19 protein-coding genes are annotated in these 19,335 nt (G+C 64.0%); 13 read left to right on the top strand and 6 right to left on the bottom strand.

Annotated features, from left to right (window positions below; translation table 11 throughout):
• Window positions 1-72 precede the first annotated feature (72 nt).
• The 6 genes from AC6H0N_RS03300 (at window position 73) to AC6H0N_RS03275 (ending at window position 7,605) form a co-directional block, all read left to right on the top strand.
• Window positions 73-1,200, top strand: coding sequence for an amidohydrolase family protein (locus tag AC6H0N_RS03300; RefSeq protein ID WP_497572628.1), 1,128 nt, complete (start codon window positions 73-75; stop codon window positions 1,198-1,200).
• A gap of 33 nt (window positions 1,201-1,233) precedes the next feature.
• Window positions 1,234-2,175: a glycosyltransferase family 92 protein gene (locus AC6H0N_RS03295; protein WP_497572627.1), complete on the top strand. Its 942-nt coding sequence runs from the start codon at window positions 1,234-1,236 to the stop codon at window positions 2,173-2,175.
• Window positions 2,162-4,900, top strand: a complete 2,739-nt coding sequence (locus AC6H0N_RS03290; protein ID WP_497572626.1) for a non-ribosomal peptide synthetase — start codon at window positions 2,162-2,164, stop codon at window positions 4,898-4,900. Before AC6H0N_RS03295 ends, AC6H0N_RS03290 begins: the two co-directional genes overlap by 14 nt.
• A gap of 431 nt (window positions 4,901-5,331) precedes the next feature.
• On the top strand, window positions 5,332-6,396 hold the full coding sequence (locus AC6H0N_RS03285; RefSeq protein WP_497572625.1) for an NHL repeat-containing protein: 1,065 nt from the start codon (window positions 5,332-5,334) through the stop codon (window positions 6,394-6,396).
• Between the two features lie 28 nt (window positions 6,397-6,424).
• Window positions 6,425-7,000, top strand: a complete 576-nt coding sequence (locus tag AC6H0N_RS03280; RefSeq protein WP_497572624.1) for a mechanosensitive ion channel family protein — start codon at window positions 6,425-6,427, stop codon at window positions 6,998-7,000.
• 62 nt (window positions 7,001-7,062) lie between these two features.
• Window positions 7,063-7,605, top strand: coding sequence for a hypothetical protein (locus AC6H0N_RS03275; RefSeq protein WP_497572623.1), 543 nt, complete (start codon window positions 7,063-7,065; stop codon window positions 7,603-7,605).
• Between the two features lie 48 nt (window positions 7,606-7,653).
• Here the strand turns inward: AC6H0N_RS03275 and AC6H0N_RS03270 are convergent, their stop codons facing one another.
• From AC6H0N_RS03270 to AC6H0N_RS03260, 3 genes are all read right to left on the bottom strand, one after another.
• Window positions 7,654-10,164 carry a branched-chain amino acid ABC transporter ATP-binding protein/permease gene (locus AC6H0N_RS03270; protein ID WP_497572622.1) on the bottom strand — a complete coding sequence of 837 codons (2,511 nt, stop codon included), beginning with the start codon at window positions 10,162-10,164 and terminating at the stop codon, window positions 7,654-7,656.
• A complete protein-coding gene (locus AC6H0N_RS03265) occupies window positions 10,161-11,036 on the bottom strand; it encodes a branched-chain amino acid ABC transporter permease (protein ID WP_497572621.1) in 876 nt (291 codons plus the stop codon). Before AC6H0N_RS03265 ends, AC6H0N_RS03270 begins: the two co-directional genes overlap by 4 nt.
• A gap of 63 nt (window positions 11,037-11,099) precedes the next feature.
• Window positions 11,100-12,281 carry an ABC transporter substrate-binding protein gene (locus tag AC6H0N_RS03260; protein ID WP_497572620.1) on the bottom strand — a complete coding sequence of 394 codons (1,182 nt, stop codon included), beginning with the start codon at window positions 12,279-12,281 and terminating at the stop codon, window positions 11,100-11,102.
• Between the two features lie 206 nt (window positions 12,282-12,487).
• On the opposite strand from AC6H0N_RS03260, the gene AC6H0N_RS03255 reads away from it, so the two are divergent.
• The 5 genes from AC6H0N_RS03255 to AC6H0N_RS03235 all read left to right on the top strand — a co-directional run bounded on the left by AC6H0N_RS03255 (window position 12,488) and on the right by AC6H0N_RS03235 (window position 15,616).
• The gene (locus tag AC6H0N_RS03255) at window positions 12,488-12,925 is read left to right on the top strand and encodes a nuclear transport factor 2-like protein (protein WP_497572619.1); all 438 of its coding nucleotides are present in this window, start codon (window positions 12,488-12,490) and stop codon (window positions 12,923-12,925) included.
• Between the two features lie 10 nt (window positions 12,926-12,935).
• Window positions 12,936-13,880 (top strand): polysaccharide deacetylase family protein, encoded by a 945-nt coding sequence (locus tag AC6H0N_RS03250; RefSeq protein ID WP_497572618.1) that lies wholly within the window; start codon window positions 12,936-12,938, stop codon window positions 13,878-13,880.
• Between the two features lie 48 nt (window positions 13,881-13,928).
• Window positions 13,929-14,702, top strand: coding sequence for a GntR family transcriptional regulator (locus AC6H0N_RS03245; RefSeq protein WP_497572617.1), 774 nt, complete (start codon window positions 13,929-13,931; stop codon window positions 14,700-14,702).
• A gap of 118 nt (window positions 14,703-14,820) precedes the next feature.
• The gene (locus tag AC6H0N_RS03240) at window positions 14,821-15,207 is read left to right on the top strand and encodes a hypothetical protein (protein ID WP_497572616.1); all 387 of its coding nucleotides are present in this window, start codon (window positions 14,821-14,823) and stop codon (window positions 15,205-15,207) included.
• A 19-nt stretch (window positions 15,208-15,226) separates the two neighbouring features.
• Window positions 15,227-15,616: a hypothetical protein gene (locus AC6H0N_RS03235; RefSeq protein ID WP_497572615.1), complete on the top strand. Its 390-nt coding sequence runs from the start codon at window positions 15,227-15,229 to the stop codon at window positions 15,614-15,616.
• 18 nt (window positions 15,617-15,634) lie between these two features.
• Here AC6H0N_RS03235 and AC6H0N_RS03230 read toward each other — a convergent pair whose 3' ends face one another.
• Entirely contained in the window at window positions 15,635-16,720 is a 1,086-nt protein-coding gene (locus AC6H0N_RS03230) for a metal-dependent hydrolase (RefSeq protein WP_497572614.1), read from the bottom strand.
• 11 nt (window positions 16,721-16,731) lie between these two features.
• On the opposite strand from AC6H0N_RS03230, the gene AC6H0N_RS03225 reads away from it, so the two are divergent.
• Together AC6H0N_RS03225 and AC6H0N_RS03220 are read left to right on the top strand one after the other, a co-directional pair.
• Window positions 16,732-17,208 carry an ArsR/SmtB family transcription factor gene (locus AC6H0N_RS03225; protein ID WP_497572613.1) on the top strand — a complete coding sequence of 159 codons (477 nt, stop codon included), beginning with the start codon at window positions 16,732-16,734 and terminating at the stop codon, window positions 17,206-17,208.
• Window positions 17,205-17,738 (top strand): SRPBCC family protein, encoded by a 534-nt coding sequence (locus AC6H0N_RS03220; RefSeq protein WP_497572612.1) that lies wholly within the window; start codon window positions 17,205-17,207, stop codon window positions 17,736-17,738. The genes AC6H0N_RS03225 and AC6H0N_RS03220 overlap by 4 nt, the downstream gene beginning before the upstream one ends.
• A gap of 50 nt (window positions 17,739-17,788) precedes the next feature.
• Here AC6H0N_RS03220 and AC6H0N_RS03215 read toward each other — a convergent pair whose 3' ends face one another.
• A complete protein-coding gene (locus AC6H0N_RS03215) occupies window positions 17,789-18,094 on the bottom strand; it encodes a YciI family protein (RefSeq protein ID WP_497572611.1) in 306 nt (101 codons plus the stop codon).
• A gap of 202 nt (window positions 18,095-18,296) precedes the next feature.
• On the bottom strand, window positions 18,297-19,202 hold the full coding sequence (locus AC6H0N_RS03210) for a LysR family transcriptional regulator (protein WP_497572610.1): 906 nt from the start codon (window positions 19,200-19,202) through the stop codon (window positions 18,297-18,299).
• Window positions 19,203-19,335 lie beyond the last annotated feature (133 nt).

Genomic DNA, 19,335 nt, shown 5'->3' with positions numbered 1-19,335 from the left:
CAAATGAATGTACGCAGCCAACGTAATTTCGGATGAACGCCAATGCCTCAACAAAGTGTCGCAGGCCGCCCAATGACGCCGTATTTTCGCCAGTTGCGCGAGCGCATCGCTGCATTTGGCGGCCTGTGCAACGCGCACTTGCACCTGGATCGGTCGGGCACCTTTGATGCAACGCTTCAACTGTTGCATCAGGAAGCCTCTTCCGCCTCACATCTGTCGTTGGCGCGCAAGCATTCGTTGATTCCATTGGTGCATGACAGCGAGTGTTATGACCCCGAAACGCTGACGGTAAGGGTGAGGGGATATCTGGAACAGATGGTGGAGATCGGTACGACGCGCGCGGATACTGTCGTTGATGTTACCGACGACCGGGTAGGGCTGAACGCGCTCGACTGCCTGCTGGCGATCCGGCGCGAGATGCGCGAATCCATCGATTTTCGCGTCGGCGCCTATTCTCCATTGGGTTTTCGTGACGATGAGCCGTATCGCTGGGAGCTCATCGAGCTGGCCGCACAACGCTCTGACTTTATTGGCGCGCTGCCGGAGCGTGACGATGTCGCCCGCTACCCAGAGCACATCGGCTTCGACGAAAGTTGCCGGCGCGTGCTGGCATTGTCTGCGCGTCTCGGCAAGCCGGTTCACATCCACGTTGATCAGCAGAATCTGGCCGTGGAGGACGGCACCGAGCGCGTCATTCGTATCGTGCGCGAGATGGGTTTTCCGGTCGATCCCGGCACCGAACCCCTCATCTGGCTGGTGCATGTAATCTCGCCGTCTACGTATGCTGAAGAGCGTTTCCGGGCGATGGTGGAGGCGCTGGCGGTGCTGAATATCGGCGTCATCTGCTGTCCCTCGGCCGCCATCAGCATGCGGCAGTTGCGGCGGGTTGCCTCGCCTACCTTTAACTCTATTGCGCGTGTGCTGGAGTTGTTAGCTGAAGGGGTCTGGGTGCGGGTCGGGTCCGATAACATCTGCGACATTACTTCGCCGGCAGGTACGCTCGATCTCGTCGACGAACTGTTCGTGCTTTGTAATGCAGTGCGTTATTACGACCTTGATGTCCTGGCGAAGCTGGGAGCCGGGCTGCAGCTTGCGCCGGCGGAAGTGGAGCGAGTGCGAGTTCACTTGATGCGAGATGCAGAGGAAAGCGAAGCAGCCTATGAACGCACTGATCCGTATTTTCGGTCGGAGCGCCATTGATGAGGCGGCGATAGGAGCGTTACTGGAGACAAGATGTTCAGGAATTTGACGAGGCCCATGCGGCGTCTAGTGGCGCGGTTGCGTAATCGACGTACAAATTTTCCCCATGAGTTGGCCGTTTGCGCGATCTTCAAGAACGAAGCACCCTACATCGACGAATGGCTGACTTTCCATTTGGGAGTGGGCGTCGAGCACTTTTATCTCTACAACAACGGCAGTAGCGACGACTATCAGGCAGTGCTGGAGCCTTGGTTGCAGCGCGGCCTCGTCACACTTGTCCAGTGGGCGGGTGATGGGCGTGATCAGGCAGCAGCCTATAAGCATTGCATTCGGAAGCATCGCATGCACGCCCGGTGGATCGCTTTCATCGACCTCGACGAGTTTCTCTGGTCCCCCAGTGGGGAAGATTTGCAGAGCGTTCTTGCAGACTACCGGGATGTTTCGGCATTGTTTGTTTACTGGGTGCTGTTCGGGTCCTCTGGGCACGCTGCAACGCCGGCCGGATCGGTCCTGGAGTCCTACACCAAGTGCCTCGATCATGATGGCGCAATTGCGGATACGTTTGAGCACGCCCCGTCAGGAGGAGGGGTGGACTATGTCACCGGTTGGGCCCAGGACGGAAAGTCTATCGTCAATCCAAGAAGCGTTCGATCGCTCGGGATACACCAACCTTGGGGGCTGTGGTGGGGAGAGACGCTCGACGAGTGTCGGCAGCCGCCTTTCCGACGTGGAGCAGCGAGGAAGCTGAACTATTCAGTTCTTCGGATTAATCATTACTGGTCTAAATCCTTGCAGGAATTTGATGAGAAGATCGGACGCTGCAGTGCGTACAAGCCCTCTCGTCCTCCCAAAAATCCAGCCCGCTGGCGCGCCAGGGAAGCCATGCTGAACGTCAGCCATGACGAGTCCATCCTTGCTGTTTGGCGAAAGGTGAAGGCCGACGTAGTGGACTTGGGGAAAAATGATGCGCGCTGAGTTCACCGGCAGAGACGGCGTGCACGCTCTGGACGTCATGCGGCTGCTCGTAAACTGCACCGGCGAGCATTCCGAGAAGGCCGCCATTATTCCCCACGAAGGCGCGCCCATCAGTTATCGCGAGCTCTGGGTGAGCGTTATGCGTATCGCATGCGCTTTGCGTTCAGGAGGCGGTGAGCGGATCGCGATTGTGATCCCGAATGGCGTAGAGATGTCAGTCGCGTTGCTCGGGACGATGCTCGCTGGCGTCGCCGTGCCTCTCAATCCAGCTTATACGGCGGATGAATACGCGGCCTACTTCCGCCTTGCACGGGTCGATGCGCTACTGGTAGCCGATACTTCCGACCACCCCGCTGCCTTGGTTGCTCGTGCAACGGGATTGCCGGTGCAGTCACTTGATCGTTTGAGCGAAGATGTGTCGGGTGAGCCAGTGCCTGACTGGCAGGTGAATCCCGACGACGTTGCGGTGATACTGCTCACTTCCGGTTCGACCGGTCAGGCCAAGCGCGTGCCCTTGACCCATCGTAACGTGTGCACGTCGGCCCGCGATGTGGCCCGCTCGCTCGGCCTTTCTCCAGATGATCGCTGCCTGTGCATGTGGGAGCAGTTCCACATTGGCGGTGTGGTGGATCTGCTCTTGGCGCCCCTGCTGGCGGGCGGCGTGATCGTCTCTGCCGGCAGCTTCGATGTATCGCGTTTCTTCGATTTTCTTGCCGCCCATCGGCCGACCTGGTTTCAAGGTGTGCCGACCTCCATGCATGAATTGCAGCGCGCCGCCCGGCAGCGCGGGTACCGCCATGAGGGCACGTCGCTGCGTTTTTTGCGCTGCGTAGCCGCGGGGCTGCCCGAATCCTGGCGGCTGGACATTGAGGCGGCCTTTGGTGTGCCGGTGGTACGCACGTTCGGCATGACTGAGGCTTCGCCGCTGATCGCCTCCACCCGCCTGCCGCCGGCATCTGCCAGCGCAGGTGCAGTTGGTTTCCCTTGTGGGCCCGAGGTGCGCATTTTTGCCCCGGAGGGCGGCATGCAACCGGCGGGTGAGGTAGGCGAAGTCGCTGTGCGCGGGGATAACGTCTTCGCCGGCTACGAAGACCAACCCGAGCTCAATGCCGAATGTTTCAGGGACGGCTGGTTCCTCACCGGGGATCTGGGGTACCTCGACGACGAAGGTCGGCTGTTCTTGGCCGGGCGCGCCAAGGAGATCATCAATCGCGGTGGTGAGAAAGTCTCCCCCGGCGAGGTAGAGGCTGCATTCCTTTCGCATCCGGCGGTTGCTCAGGCGGTTGCCTTCGCAAACCCGCATCCGACCTTGGGTGAGGATGTCGGCATCGCGATCGTTTTAAAGCCGGGAATTCCGACTGCTCGTGACGTGCTGGAGCGCCATGTCGCTTCGCGTCTCGCTGATTTTAAGCGACCACGCGCCTGGTTCTTTCTGGAGCAGCTGCCACGCTGTGCCGTAGGGAAGGTACAGCGCCGCGAGCTACCGCGCCTGTACCGTGAGTCACGCGATCAACAAGGGCTCGGCGATGGCCCGCGTGACTCGCTGGAGTACGCGCTGCTGCAAATTTGGCGGAGGGAACTCGATCAGCCGACCCTGAGAGTAGGGGATCTCTTCGCCGATGCGGGCGGAGATTCCCTTTCCAGCCTACGTCTCGTTGTGGCGATTGAGCAGGCGTTCGATATCCACCTGTCGGACGACGCGGTGCAGCGCTGCGACAGTGTTGAGCGCATGGCCGATGAATTGCGGGGCATGGACGTCGTTCTACCTTCTGCGGAGCTACGGCAGGTGGACGGTGATGATTTGCTGCTTGCGGGGTACGCGAAGCAACCGGTGCCTTCGCTACTTTTCGACGTGCAGAGCGAACGTCGCCTGGAAGTGGTACGGCAGGCTTTGGGCAGTCTCACGACACCAAGGGAACTGAACGCATTGTTGACTTATCGCGTGAGTACGCGCGATCACCTGCGAGCAATCTTGCGGTCTCCGCGTGCGGCCTTTCGCTTGGCAGGAGAGCGCAGGCGACTCCGCGTAAAACTGAAGAAAAGCGAAGCAAGGTCGGTGGGTTCGCAGGCCTGGATTCGTACCCAGATTTCCGACAATGTGTTTTTGTACTCTGAGGAAGGTGGACGGGCCGACGAGACTACTCTCATTGTGGCGTTTGCCGGAAGCGCAATGAGGCTGACCGCACCGATCTATCAGGTGCTCTGTGCGCTTGACCCAAAGCGGCATGCCTTATTGCTGTTACGCGATCCGACCCGCTCCCACTATGAGCGTGGGGTTCAGGGTGTGGCTGATTCCATTGAGGCTCTCGCCGACTGGCTTCGTGATTCCCGGTCGGTGAGTTCCTACCGAGAGGTTGTAGCGCTTGGTACCAGTGCGGGTGCAGTTCCGTCCCTGATAGTCAGTTTGCGCAATGATTGGCCACGCGCCTTGCTATGCGGGCCGGACGAGCCTGCAAACCATCCGATTCTGGAGCAAGCGTTGGACAGCGCTTTGCTCGGACGGGAGCAGGCGGGGCATGGTGTTGTTATTGCCTTCGCACATGGTGTCCCGCGGGATCGTCGGGGTGCCGCCGCCGTAGCGGGACGCCTGCCCAATGCACAGTTGTACGTCGAGAAGCGCTTCGCGCATCACGGATTGCTGCACCAACTGGACCTACGGGGCGAGTTGTGCGATTTCCTCGCAGAGCATCTATTGAACTCTCTGACTTGTAGCGTGCAGGAGTAGTAGAAAGTGCTCGAGGTGCAGCGTGTCCTTCGCTGCGCGTAAGTTGTTTCGCTGCTCGGTCTACCTGAGCGTCCATGCGGTCTTGGGCGCAAATGTGAGTGGTCCTCGGGCGTCTCGTGAAGCGCTTTCTGAAGCTCGAGCAAGCCGATACGTTGTGTGCGCCTGGCATGCTGTAGGCGTCGGAGAACGTGATGGCTGTCGCCATGCACGGGACATCGCCGATGCGCCGGCAGGGCCCGCTTTCCGCCTGCCGGAAACGGCTACTTCGTTTGACGCCCGCATGCGACCAGGTAAATGAGTCCAAGTGTATTGGGTTGCACGCCGAGACGTCCTGATTTCATGAGTCCGGACACTTTTGGCGCGTATGGATTTCGTGTCCGCCACGGCGCCCCCTTTGCGGGTCGGGCGTGTTTCTGTCGTCTGAAGGGTGCATGCACGTGAGTGCTTATTTGTACGCGACGTTGCTCGCTCCGGGCGCATGGGTCGCCATTGCGCTGATCAGGAAGCTGCGGCGCGTCGTGCGCAAACGCGCCCGCAACCGCGTGCCTGCCTTTCGCACCACATTGTGGCTTGATGGGGCGCGGATCAAGGAGGTCGGGACGGACATCGAGGCGCGATCAATTCGCTGGGATGAGCCAAACAGGGCAAACGCGCCGCCGTTGCACATAGCGGCCAGTGGCGAGCGCTATTCCACCGTGACCGGGGTCTGCTGGCTCGACGAACATCGCTTTGTAGCGAACCATCAGGTTGGCTTCAGGGTCGGGCTGTTTGATCTGCGCCGAGGGGATGCGCCGATTGCCGAGGCCGAGCTCCCGTGCCTGACGGACGACATTGCTGCGAGACGGATCGATGACACCACATGGGAAGTTGCCATGAGTGGTTGCTGGGAGTGTGATTGCCTTCTGTACCGTCTGATGGTCGATGAGCGGCCGAGGTTCGAGCTCCTGGAACAGCGTCCGCGCAAGGACAAGACGTTCTCCCACGGCGTCGCGTACACCCCGGATGGCGAACTGTGTTTGGCGTTCAGTACTGGTCAGCAGCCGAGGATTGAGATTGACAGTCGTGTAGCGCTGTTGCCCACGCCATGGGGCGCACGCAACGTCTGTGTCGATCACGAGTCTGGAGCGCTGTATGCCGTTGCGGTGTCGAACACGCCGAAGCGTTCTGCCTACAACGTGACGGCGACCAGCCTGTGGCGCTCAGCTGCCGCGGGTGAAGCGTGGGAGTGCCTGGGAATCATCGCCGACGTTCATTCGGATGCGTGTCAGGTGCATGCCGGCAAGCTCTGGTTTGGCGATCAGGTGGATAATCGCATTCTTGGTTTTGACCTGAACCGGAAGATGGTCGATTTCGTCATTCGTGGCGGCACGATCGATTTCCCCCACGGCCTGAGTGTTTCCCCGTCAGGAATGCTGGCAGTCACAAACTATGGCAGCAGCGCCGTAACCGTGTTCGATCTCGGGGCGCTGCAGTCCCGTCCGGAAACGATTGTTTGAGCGCGTCGCCCCCGTCATGAAAGAGTTCTTGCCCGCATCGGCACACCCCTGGATCGAAACCATCTCCCTCGGCCTGCAGGTGGTTGGCATCGTGCTCGGTGCATGGGTGTTGAGCATGTTGATGCGTCGGCTGGTGCGCCGCATCGGTCAGCACTACAGGCTGCCGTCCGAGTTGTTGATCGTGGCACGGCGGGTGTTCGGCTTTGTGATCTATTCGATCGCGCTGCTGCTGGTGCTCGACCGGTTCGGGGTGTCGGGCGCCGTGCTGTGGACGGCCTTTACGGGTTTTGCGGCGGTGGCCGCGGTGGCCTTCTTTGCGGCGTGGAGTGTGCTGTCGAACATCTTCTGCACGCTGCTCATCCTCACCACGCGGCCGTTCCGGCTGTATGACCACATCGAGTTGCTGGAGAACGGCGAAAAACCCGGCCTCAAGGGCAAGGTGGTCGACATCAACCTGATCCACACCACGTTGCAGGAGAAGCTGCCGGACGGCAGCGACACCGTGCTGCAGATTCCGAACAGCCTGTTCTTCCAGCGCGCGGTGCGACGCTGGCGTGGTGAGCCGGTGGCGCCGGACACCAACGAGGACGAGTCGCGGATCTAGGGGTCGCAGCTTGTCGACGTAGGGCGGGCTCTGCTAATTTCCCGTATTCAATTTGAATTGGGGTGGCTGCGGTGATGGTTCGTGCGCTGATGCTGGTTGCGGCTTTTATGCTGATCGGGTGTGCGTCCGCCCCTGCGGGTCCGAAGTTTGTGGCATCCGCACCTCTTGCCGAAGGCTTGGGCCGCATCTACGTATTCCGTCCGCATTTTTCAGATCAAGCCTTTCACGCCGACGAACCGGCGCTTGCTCTGAACGGCGCGCTGATCGCCGCATTTCCGGTAGGAACCTTTCTGGAGCTGGACGTCAAACCGGGGCGGCATTCGTTTCAGTTGGTGCCACAGTCTTGGGGGCGCAATCACTGGGCCACGGGTTTCGATGTGGACGTCAAGCCCGGCGAGACACGCTATGTGGCCTTCTGGGTGGCCACCACGGTGGATCGGGGAATTGGACGAACAATTCTGGCCGGACTGTTGCTCGGGCCCGCTGCGATGTTTGATCAGTCCAATTTCACGTCACCGAGCGGCTTGCGCCTTGACTCGATGTCGGCCGCCGATGCGGAGCCGATGCTGCGGCAGTGTCACCCGGCGATCAGCCCCCGCACCTAAGCTCGATCGTTCGCCCGACCAGATTCGCTTTGGGCCCATTGTGGCCCTTCAACCATGTCCCCCCAGATAGGCTTCCGCCAGTGCGCCGTCTTCGGCGATCTCGCGTGCCGTGCCGCTGGCGACCACGCGGCCACCTTCCAGAACGTAGGCCCGGTCGGCCAGCGCCAGCGCCAGTGAGGCCATCTGGTCGACCAGCAGGATGGTCATTTTCTCGCGGCGCAGGCGGTCGAGCGCTGCGAACAGATCTTCGATGACCTTGGGCGCGAGACCCAGCGACGGCTCATCGAGCAGCAGCACTTCGGGTTTGGCCATCAGGCCGCGGGCGATGGCCAGCATCTGCTGCTCGCCGCCGGACAGCAGGCCGGCGCGCTGGTGGGCGCGTTCGCGCAGGCGCGGGAAGCGGTCGAGCATTTCCTCTACACGTTCTTCACGCCCTTCCGGGCAGCGGAAGGCGCCGAGCCGGATGTTGTCGAGCACGGACAGTTCGGGAAAGACCTGACGGCCTTCTGGCACCAGGATCAGGCCCAGGCGCACCACGCGTTCGGCGTCGAGCGTGCCGAGATCGGTGCCGTCGAGGTGGATGCCGCCGCCGATGGGGCGGTGCAGGCCGGCCAGGGCGCGCATCAGCGTCGACTTGCCGGCACCGTTGGCGCCTAGCAGGGCCACCAACTCGCCGCGGCGTACCTGCAGATCGACGTCGTGCAGCACCGGGGCGGCGCCGTAGCCGGTGGTCAGGGCGTTGATGCCCAGGCGTTCGGGGGCGGCCTCGGCGTTGGCATCGCGCCCTTCTGTGCTGGCCGTAAAGCCCGCACCTTCACCCAGATAGGCCTGACGCACGGCCGGGTTGGCCTGCACTTGGGCGGGCGTGCCTTCGGCCAGCGGCTGGCCGGCGTCGATGACCACGATGTGATCCGAGATGCCCATCACCAGGGGCATGTCGTGTTCCACCACCAGCACGCCGATGCCGGCCTGAGCGATGCGTGTGAGCAGGGTGGCGAGCAGCGCCTTGTCTTCGCGCGACAGGCCGGCTGCGGGCTCGTCGAGCAGCAGCACGTCGGGATCGGTGGCAAGCGCGCGGGCGATTTCCACCAGACGGCGGTCGACGGGCGGTAGATCGGCCGCCGGGGTGTCTGGGGCGCCGCGGTAGCCGCAGTAGTCGAGCAGCGCGCGGGCCTGGGCACGGGCCGCCGGACTGATGTGGCGGGCGCCGAGGAAGCCGCCGAGCCGGCCGCCAGTCATCGCCAGCGCGACGTTGTCGAGCACGCCGAGCGAGCCGAACAGCAGCGAGGTCTGATAGGTGCGCGCAATGCCGGCACGTGCCACGCGCCAGGCCGGAGCGCCGTTGAGCACGGCCTGGCGGAGGCGCACCTCGCCCTCGGTCGGGCGGTAAAAGCCGGTGAGCATGTTGATGACGGTCGACTTTCCCGCGCCGTTGGGCCCGATCAGGCTGGTCAGTACGCCGGGCTCGACCGTGAGGCTGATGCCGGATGCCGCGCGCAGGCCGCCGAACACCATCGTCAGGCTGTCGGCCTGCAGCGGTGCGCGCTCGCGTTGTGCGAGGCCGACGGTGTCGCGCGGCGCTTCATCACTGACGGTTGCCGCAGCCTGCGGGCGCAGACGCTGCCACAGACGGCTGGCCATGCCGACCGCACCCGTGGGGGCAACCCACAGCACGACCAGCAACAGGCCGCCGAAGAACAGCAGGCGGTATTCCTCGAGGCTGGACAGGAACTCGGGCAGCAGGCCGACCACGATGGCGCCGATGACCGGGCCGATGACGGTGCCCGAGCCGCCGATCATCACGGCCAGCACGAACAGGATCGACATCGAGAAGTTGAAGGTGTGCGGCGTGACGAAGCCCGACAGCGGCGAGAACAGCCCGCCGGCCAGTCCGGCCAGTGCGGCCGAGAACACGAAGGCGGCCGTCTTCACCATGACCGGGTTGATGCCCACCGATTCGGCGGCAATCTCGTTGTCGCGTACCGCGCGCATGGCCGCACCCCAGGTGCCGCGCGAGATCAGTGCGAACACCCACAGCAGCACGCCGATCATGGCGATGGCAATGACTGCCACCGCGCGTTCACCATCGGCAAAACCGAGCGACGGCGAGCCGATGCCCATGATGCCGTTCTGCCCGCCGGTGAAGTCGCGCAGTTCGACGATGGAGTGTTCGACGATGAAGCCGAAGGCAATCGTCAGCATCGCCAGATACGGGCCTTTCACACGCAGCGCGGGCATTGCCACGAGGCCGCCGACCACCGCCGCGACCAGCGCGCCAAGCGGCCAGGTCAGCCAGAAGTTCCAGCCCGAGGTGCTGGTCAGGATCGCCACCGTGTAGGCGCCCAGCGCGTAGAAGCCGACGTGGCCGAAGGAGATCTGGCCCGACAGCCCGAGCAGCACGTTAAGCCCGATGCCGACAATGGCCAGCAGCGCGACGGTGGCCAGCACGAAGACGTAATAGCCGTTCACCGTCAGCGCCAGGTAGACGCCGACGCCCAGCAGCGCGAACACTGCCGCGATGGCCGCCGGTGAGCCCGGCAGGAAAGCGCGTGCCTTCATACCTTCCTCACCTGGGCGCGACCGAACAGGCCGTTGGGGCGGATGGCCAGCACCACGATGACCAGCCCGAACAGGATGATGTAGGTGAAGCTCGACCCCAGCGTGGAGGTGATCAGCGCCTCACCGATGCCGAACAGCAGCCCGGCGATCATCACGCCCCAGGCGCTGGTGATGCCGCCCAGAATCGCCACCGCGAAGGCTTTCAGGCCGAACAGCGTGCCCATGTCCGAATGCACATTGAACAGCGGTGCAATCAGGATGCCGGCAATGCCGGCCAGCAGCGTCGACAGCGCGAAGGCCACGGCGATGGTGCGACGGATCGGAATGCCCATCAGGCGCGCGGCGTCACGGTTCTGCGTCACCGCCAGCATGGCCGTGCCCCAGCGCGTGCGGCGGGATACGAAGTGCAGGGCGGCGGCCAGCGCCAGCCCGATGATCGGAATCAATACCTGCAGCGGATACACACCCAGCCCGCTGCCGCCGACTTCCAGCGGCGTCATGGCCAGCGGCGAAGCCAGGCTGCGCGGCTCCTTGCCGAAGGTGAACATGACCAGGTTGTCGAGCACGATGCCCAGCGCCACGGTGGCCATCAGCCAGGCATCCGACCCGCGGCTGGCAAACGGCCGCACCGCGACGAACTCCACCACCAGGCCGTACAGCGCGCACAGCACGAGCGCCAGCAAGATGGCCGGCAGCATCGGCCAGCCGAAGGTCTGGGCGAAGGTGAAGGTGAGCACCGCGCCGAGCATCATCGAGCTGCCCTGGGCGAAGTTGACAGTGCCGGACACCGCATAGGTCAGATAAAAGCCGAGCGCCATCAGACCGTACATGCTGCCGAGTCCGATGCCGCTGATCAGGGCCGCCGTGAGCATGGCGTTCTCCGAGAAACAGGTGAAGCCCGGCGCACGGAGCGCCGGGCGAGGGGATGCCGGAACTTACTGTTCCATGCCCACAGGGAGGATGCGGTTGTCGATGAACTGCGCCCAGACGTAGTCGTCTTTGGTGATGGCGTCATGCACGCCGGGCTTGAACGGCATCTCGTAGGTCTTGATCAGGCCTTCGTGCTTGTCGATCTTGTAGAAGGCCTGACGAATCGCGTCACCGTCGGTGGAGCCGGCAATCGCGATGGCGCGGGCGGTCAGGTGCATGGCGTCGTAGGCGTTGGCCACGCCGACCGCCGGGGTGATGTTCTCCGGGCCTTTCACGTCGGAGTACTTGGCCTTCATTGCAGCGATCACGCGCTCACCGATCGGCGACTGCTTGCCGAAGAAGCTGTAGGTCTGCACGAAATGCACGTTCTTGGCGCTCGGGCCGGCCAGTTCGGTGAAGCGGCCGCCGGCCGGACCCCAGTGCGAGGCGATCGGCACTTTCCAGCCCATGCGGTCGAGTGATTTCACGACCTGCGCCGAGGGGCCGACGTTGCCGACCATGAACAGCGCATCGGCACCGGCGTCGCGCAGGCGGGTGAGCTGCGGCACCACGTCGACGTCGTTGCTCTCGAACTTCTCCACGCCGACCGGCTGCATGCCCTTGGCTTCGAGTGCGGCACGCAAGCCCTTTTCGTTGGATTCGCCCCACGGGTTGTTGATCAGGATCATGCCGAACTTGCTCGCGCCGAAGGTCTTCTGCGCGTAGTCGAGCATGGCGGCGTCGACGATTTCGTCGACCGCCGAGACGCGGAAGACGAAGTTGGGGTTCGCGCCGTTCTTGGTGATCGGCGTGCCGGCTGCCCAGGCGCCGATGAAGGGCACTTTCTGTTCGTTGGCGAGCGGCACGATGGCCAGCGACACCGGCGTGTCCAGGCCGCCGAACATCACGGCGACTTTCTGGCGATAGATCAGCTCGCGTGCGGCGATCACGCCCTTGGCAGGGTTGGACTCGTCGTCACGGCGCACGAGTTCGAGCTTGCGCCCGCCGAGCAGGCCGCCGGCCGCGTTGATTTCGTCGATGGCGATGCTGATGCCGCGCGTGATGGCCTCGCCCGACAGGGCTGACTGGCCGGACAGCGCTGCGACGAGACCGATCTGGATGGGTTCGGCGGACTGCGCGGTCGGCAACAGGCCGAACGAAGCGGTGATTGCGGTCGCGGCGAGAAAGCTGCGTCGATTGAACTTCATGGTGGTCTGGCTCCTGCGGTTGTGGAGGAAGGCTGCCCGACTGGCGTTGCAAGCTGCGTGCCAGTTTGTAAACTGACGATGCTTTTCAGTGTTGTCACTGCATAATTAAAGGTGTCTACACATTGGCGCGTTCCTTGCATCAGGATGTAGAGTACGTTGTTGTGACCACAAACGGCACCAATACGGTGCAAGACGAGGAATACACCGTGAATAATGCACCAGTAAAGATCATTGCTGATACTGAATACGCTCAGGAGATGGTCAGAATTGTCGACACTTATCTGCGGACGATCATGATTCCGGACCCGGTTGCTGCCCGTCAGTACGTGTCGCCTGACATGCGCATCCGCTTTACCGGCGGTCGCGAGATGAAGGATCCGACCGAATGCACCGCCTTCAACAAAGGCCGCTACATCAAGGTGCAGAAGAAGTACGAGCGCTACGAGGTGGTGGCCGGTGCGAGCCCCGAGGAAGCCATCGTGTACTCGCTCGGAACGTTGTTTGGCGAATGGCCCGACGGCACGCCCTTCGAGGGCAACCGCTATGTCGACCGCTACGTGTTGCACGACGGCAAGATCGTGCAGATGGATGTCTGGAACGACAGCGCCGAGTGGCTGCTGACGCGCGCCGACATCCAGGCCTGAGGGCAAGCCGATGAGCAAGCATGCTGTTCTTGCACCCGTCGCGACGCACGGGCGCTTCGCCTACCGCGCCATCGGTGATCGGCCGCAGTACGACTGGCCGGGCGGGGCGCGGCTGGCGGTGTATCTCGCCTTCAACATCGAGCATTTCGCGTTCGGCTCGGGCATGGGCGCCCGCATCGGGCCGGCCATGCCCGAGCCCGATGTGCTCAATTACAGCTGGCGCGAGTACGGTAACCGCGTGGGTGCGTGGCGCTGTCTGGAAATGTTCGAGTCGCTCGGCCTGCCGACCGCCACTATCCTCAACACCGCGCTGTACGACCACTGCCCGGAGCTGGTGGCGGCCTTCGCCGCGCGTGGCGATGAGCTCGTCGGCCACGGCCATACCAATGCCGAGCGTCAGGGCGACTTCGACGAAGCCACCGAGCGCGCCTTGTTGTCGGCTTGCCGCGAGCGCATTGCGCAGGAGAGTGGTCGCGCGCCGGATGGCTGGTTGTCGCCGTGGATCTCGGAAAGCCGGCTCACGCCCGACCTGCTGGCCGAAACCGGGTATGGCTACAGCCTCAACTGGTGTCACGACGACCAGCCCACGCGCATGGCGACCCGCGACGGTGGCTCGATCTGGTCGATTCCCTACCCGCAGGAGCTCAACGACATTCCGATGCTGGTCGCGCGCCAGATGGAAGCGCCGGCCTTCTTCGACATGGTGCTCGACAACCTCGAAGAGATGCTCGAGCAGTCGCGCGCGCAGCCGCTGGTGATGGGCCTCGCCCTGCATCCCTACCTGGTCGGCCAGCCGCACCGCCTGCGCCACATGCGTCGTGCGCTCGAACGTCTGGCCGCGCTACGTGATGCGGGCGGCGTCTGGATGACCACGCCGGGCGCAATATGCCAGCATGTTGAAGCGCTCGGGATTGAGCCCGCTGACGCGAAGCAGGCCGAGACCCACCCGGATTGATAAGATTCGATTCTGGCCGCACGCAGCCCCCACTCAATCACGACCGACATGCCACGCACAACACGCCCTCCCGCAGCGAAACCGGCAGCCCCGACGGCCCGACGTATCGCCGCGCGCGGCGCCACCTCGACCAGTTCACGCGGCAACGGTGACCCCGAGCGGCGCATCTATGGCTCGATCTTCGATGCGGTGATGGACCGCCGGCTGATGCCCGGCACACGTTTGCCCGAGGCGGCGCTGGCCAAGCTCTACAAGGTCAGCCGGGCGGTCGTGCGCAAGGCCCTGCAGGCGCTGGCCAACGACCACATCGTGAGTCTGCGCCCCAACCAGAGCGCGGTCGTGGCAGTGCCCACGCCGGACGAGATCCGCGCCGTGTTCGAAGCGCGCCGCGCGGTTGAGGCTGCGCTCGTTTCGCTCGCCGCCGAGCGCGCCAGTGCTGCTGACATTGCCCGCTTGCGTACGCATCTGCGCAGCGAGCACGAAGCCATGCACCGCTTCGACCAACCGGCCTGGGCACGTCTGGCAAGCTCCTTCCACCGCCAGGTGGCCACACTGGCGCGCAACCCCGTGCTCGAAGGCTATCTGGCCGAACTGCTCTCGCGCTGCGCCTTGGTGGTGTCCCTGTACGAGCCGCCGGGCAACGCCAGTTGCGAGCACGACGAGCATGAACACATCGTCGACTGCATCGAGCGCGGCGATGCGCCAGCCGCGATTGCGCTGATGCAGGCCCATCTCGAAACGCTCGAACGCAGCATCTGCTTCGACCGCCGCGAGGAGGCCCCGACCCTGGCCAGCCTGCTCGGGCTCAGCGAGCCCGCCTGAGCACGTTTCCTTGCCGTTCCGCGGCAGGAGGCGTATGTTTTCAAGTGTTTGACCCGGAAGGATTTGTCTGTTCCGGGCGCCACGGGGCACATGCTTCGTACCCGAACGGGAGGTTGAGATGGACAGTGTGAATCCTGCAAGCAGCGCCGCGTCGCTGTTTACCAATGAAAGCACCGCGCAAACCCGCGCGCCCGAAGAGCGTGCTCCGCTGACGTCGCCGGCTCCGCCGCTGAGCGAGGCGCCGCGCGTGAATGAAGGCCCGAGCACGGTGACCACCATCAGCCCGCAGGCGCAGCAACTGGCGCAGCAGGATCAAGGCACGGGCAACCAGCCGTCGAATGAGCCGGCGAACAACACCAGCCCGCCGCCGCGTAACGAGGCGCAGCAAGCTGAAGGTGGTAATGAGCAGGCGCCATCGGCCGAGCAGTCGTCTGACACCCCGCCGCCCGATCAGTCGGGCCGTGCCTTCGACGATCAATCGACGAACAGCCTGTTGAGAAACTGAGGCGCTCGGGGCGCACGTCATGATCTCGAGTACATCCGGGGCGACTTCCGCCGCGTTTGCGCAGTTGCAGCGGCAACAGGCCGAGCGCAGCGCCGATCAGGCCGAGCAGCGTGCGCGCGGCCTGCAGGCCGAAACGCGTCAGGCCAATGCCGAAGCCGACCGTGCGCAAGAGCGTGCGCGCTCCCTCGAAGTCAAAACCGATCAAGCCACCGAAGAGGCCGGCCGCGCGCGCAGCGGCGTGGCTGCCAGCAATGCGCTGCAGCAGGTGGATGTGCAGATCGGCGAGGTGCGCGAACAGATCACCCCTGCGCCGCCGCCTGAAGCGCCGGCTAGCGAGGCGCCGGCACCCCGCCCGGTGGTCAATGTGCAGGGCGAAATTACCGGCACCGTCATCAATATTTCCGTCTGAGCGCCGTCCGGCGCTTGTTCAGTTTTCCAGCCAGCGCATGCCTTCGGTCGTGCGTTCGAACAACCGCCAGGTGCCGGCGTTTTCGCATAGACCAAAGCGGAACGGAATGCGCTCGCGCCCCGGCGTCTCGAAGCGCAGGTCTCGGAAGTTGGCACACACGCCGTGTTCGTCACTGGGCGGATCAAGGTGGTCGAGCACCGGGAACATCGCGAACCAGCGGAAGAAGCCGAAGGCCTCGGCATTCCACAGGCCGCGCACAGCCGTGGCGACTTCCGGTTTTCCGAACACCGGCGTGGTCTCCCAGCGGGCCAGGTGTATCGGCAGGTAGGGCGCGGAGTAGCGACGCAGGAAGTTGTCGTCCGACGTGGCCACAAGCGCCTCGCTGCGCTGCGTGTTCAGGTGAGCGTAGTGATAGTTCTCGCCGTCGAAGACGATGGCGGTCCAGTTGAATGGCGAGGCCGGACGCGGTGCAGCGTCTACCGCCACGACCTCGATGCCGCTGCGCGCAGCCCATGCCAGCGCCGCGTCAATGGCGTCCTGCCGCGCCATGGCGCTGTTGCCGACCCACGCCAGCAGCATCACGCCCGCGACCGCTGCGGGTATGCGGCTACGGCGCCAGATGGCGCTGGTGAGCAATCCGCCCAACAGGATGCCGCTGATGCCCAGATCGATGATGAAGGTCGTGCCCAGGCCGAAGCGCCAGTCAGAGAACGGCGAGAACATCATGGTGCCGAACTGGGTGATGAAGTCGCCCAGGATGTGCACCAGCAGCGACACGCAGGCGAATGAATAGAGATTGCGCCAGCCCGGCTGCGGCTGGCCGGGCCGGTGCAACACGCGGAACGCGCCGGCCATGATCCACGCGATCAGCAGACCCCACAGCGGCAGCATCAGCAGCGAATGCGTGACGCCGCGATGGCCCTGCAAATAGGCCAGCTCCGAGACGTAGCCGAGCACGAAGTCGCTGTCGGGAAACACCGCGGCGACGGTGCCTACGGTGACCGCCTGCCACACGGCAGGGCGCGTGGGGCTTTGCGGATCGGCCGGGCGAGCGCGCAGCCGCGCTACGAGTGCGCCGGAAAGCGCGTGGGTGAGGGTGTCCATGGCGATCTCGGATGCTCGTGCAGCCCGAATGGTTCCGCAGCGGATGGTTGGGAAAACGAGCGTTGGCTAAATGCTCAACCAATCGGTTGACATTTGCTCGGGCGGCTCATACATTCAACCCCATGGTTGAATTAACTGCATCCCCTCTCGACGCCATCTTCCACGCCTTGGGCGACACCACCCGCCGCCACATGCTGCGTGCGCTGGCCGGGGGCGAACGCACGGTCGGCGAGCTGGCCGCGCCCTTCGATATGTCGCTGGCGGCCGCTTCCAAGCACATCAAGGCATTGGAGAGCGCCGGGCTGATCCGCCGCGAGGTGCGCGGCCGTACGCATATCTGCCGTATCGAGCCTGGCCCGCTTGCCAGCGCGCACGAATGGCTGGGCTTCTATGAGCGCTTCTGGAACACGCGTCTGGATACGCTCGAACGGCTGCTCCGCGAAGCGGACGGCGGCCTTCCTCCCACTCCCGAAGGAGAGCAAAAGTGAGCGAATCCGCCACCCTCGACGCCTGGGGCGTTCTGGTCGAGCCGCCCACCCTGAAGATCCAGCGTTTGCTGCCCGGCCCCATCGAACGTGTCTGGGCCCATCTCACCGAGAGCGAGTTGCGGCGTCGCTGGCTGGCCAGCGGCGACATGCCGCTGCAGCCCGGCGCGGCGTTCGAACTGGTCTGGCGCAACGATGAGCTGACCGACCCTCCCGGCCGCCGGCCCGAAGGATTCGGCGAAGAGGAGCGCATGGGTAGCCGTATCACCGAGTGCGCGGCTCCGCACCGTCTGGCCTTCAGGTGGGGCGCGGAAGGCAGCGTCTGCTTCGATCTGCAAATGCAGGGGGACGAGGTGCTGCTGACCGTCACCCATCGCCGCCTTGCCGACCGTAGCAGCCTGCTGGGCGTCAGTGCCGGCTGGCACGCCCATCTCGATCTGCTGGTCGACCTGATCAACGGCACGCGCCCGCAAGCTCACTGGGACCATTGGACCCGTCTGCACGAGGACTACGCGCGTCGTTTGCCTGTGTGATCTCAAGCGCGCTCGACCCGCCTCAGGGTCGAGCGTTCCTGTTTGTCCTTTCAGTCTTTCGAGGCAAGGCGCCCGCGCAACGCGTCTTCCTGCGCGCGCAGTTCATCGGTGTACAGCTCACCGAAATCCTCCGACTCGAACACGCGCCGAATCTCGATTTCCGCTTCATGGCCGGGCATCGAGTTGGGGCAGCGCTTGACCCATTCAATGGCCTCCTGCAGCGAGGCCACCTGCCACATCCAGAAGCCGGCAATCAGCTCTTTCGCTTCGACGAAGGGGCCGTCGGTGACGACATGTCTGTCGCCGACAAAGCGCACGCGCGCCGTCGCGGCTCGGGCGCAGGCCGTCTCCGGCAAGCAGTACCCCGGCGTCGATCAGGTCCTGGTTGTACTTGCCCATGGCTTCGAGCAATTCGGCGCTGGGCATTACGCCCGCTTCGGAATCGGCGGTGGCCTTGATGATGATCATGAATCGCATGACGTGCTTCCTTTACGGGTGGGTTCGTTGAGTAGTCGACGCGGCCGCCGCAAGTTCGACATCGACACGCAAAATATTTGCTCAGTCTTCAACCAGCTTTGCGAAGCGTTCGGCCAGATAGTCGATCAGCGTGCGCACCGCCGGCAGCAGGCAGCGTCGCGACGCATACACGGCATGGATGATCTCGCGGCGCGGCGCCCAGTCCGGCAGCAGTCGGATCAGGCTGCCGTTGGCGAGGTCGTCGCGCAGCATCAGGTTTGGCAGCTGCACGATGCCCACGCCGGCGCATGCGGCGCTGCGCAGCGCCACCATGTCGCCGGTAATCAGGCGCGGGCGGTGGTGCAGTACCGCGTCGGCGCCGTCGGGACCGAACAGGGTCCACACGTGTTCGTCCTGCGGCGGGCCGAGCGACAGGCTGGGGAAGGCCCCGAGGTCGGCCGGGCCGGTGGGCTGGCCGTGGGCGGCGATGAGCGCGGGGCTGGCGACCAGGCATTGCGTGCTGTCGGCCAGTACGCGCATTACCAGATCACTATCGGCCAGCGGCGGCGGACGCACGCGGATCGCTAGATCAATCCCTTCGCCTACCGGCGACACCCGGCGGTTGGTGGCTTCCAGCTGCAGCGATACGCGCGGATATTCGGCCAGGAAGTCGGCCAGCATGCTGCCGACGTGCACGTGCAGCAGCGTGATCGGGCAGCTGATGCGCACGGTGCCGGCCGGTTCGGCGCGGGTGGCTTCCACGGCCTCGCGCGCGGCTTCGGCCTCCACCAGCATCGCGCGGCAGTGCTCGTAGAAGGTCTGACCCAGTTCCGTGACCGAAAAGTGGCGCGTCGAGCGCTGCAGCAGGCGCGCGCCCAGGCGATCTTCAAGCAGCGTGATGCGGCGGCTGAGCTTGGACTTGGGGATGCCGGTGGCACGCTCGGCCGGCGCAAAGCCTCGGTTTTCGACGACGCGCGCGAAGTAGTAGAGGTCGTTCAGGTCGTCCATGTGTGTCTCTCGTTTTCCGTTTGCGGCTTATTGTTCCATTTATAGAACACTGATGACGAATTTTGGGGTCTTCTCACCATGTCGTCTCACACCTAAAGTGACAACACGCAACACGAACCGCACACAAGGAGAC

It is taken from the genome of Pseudazoarcus sp. NS34 (assembly GCF_059703725.1).
The sequence above is the reverse complement of the archived record's forward strand: the minus strand, read 5'-3'. Positions and strand labels throughout refer to the sequence as shown.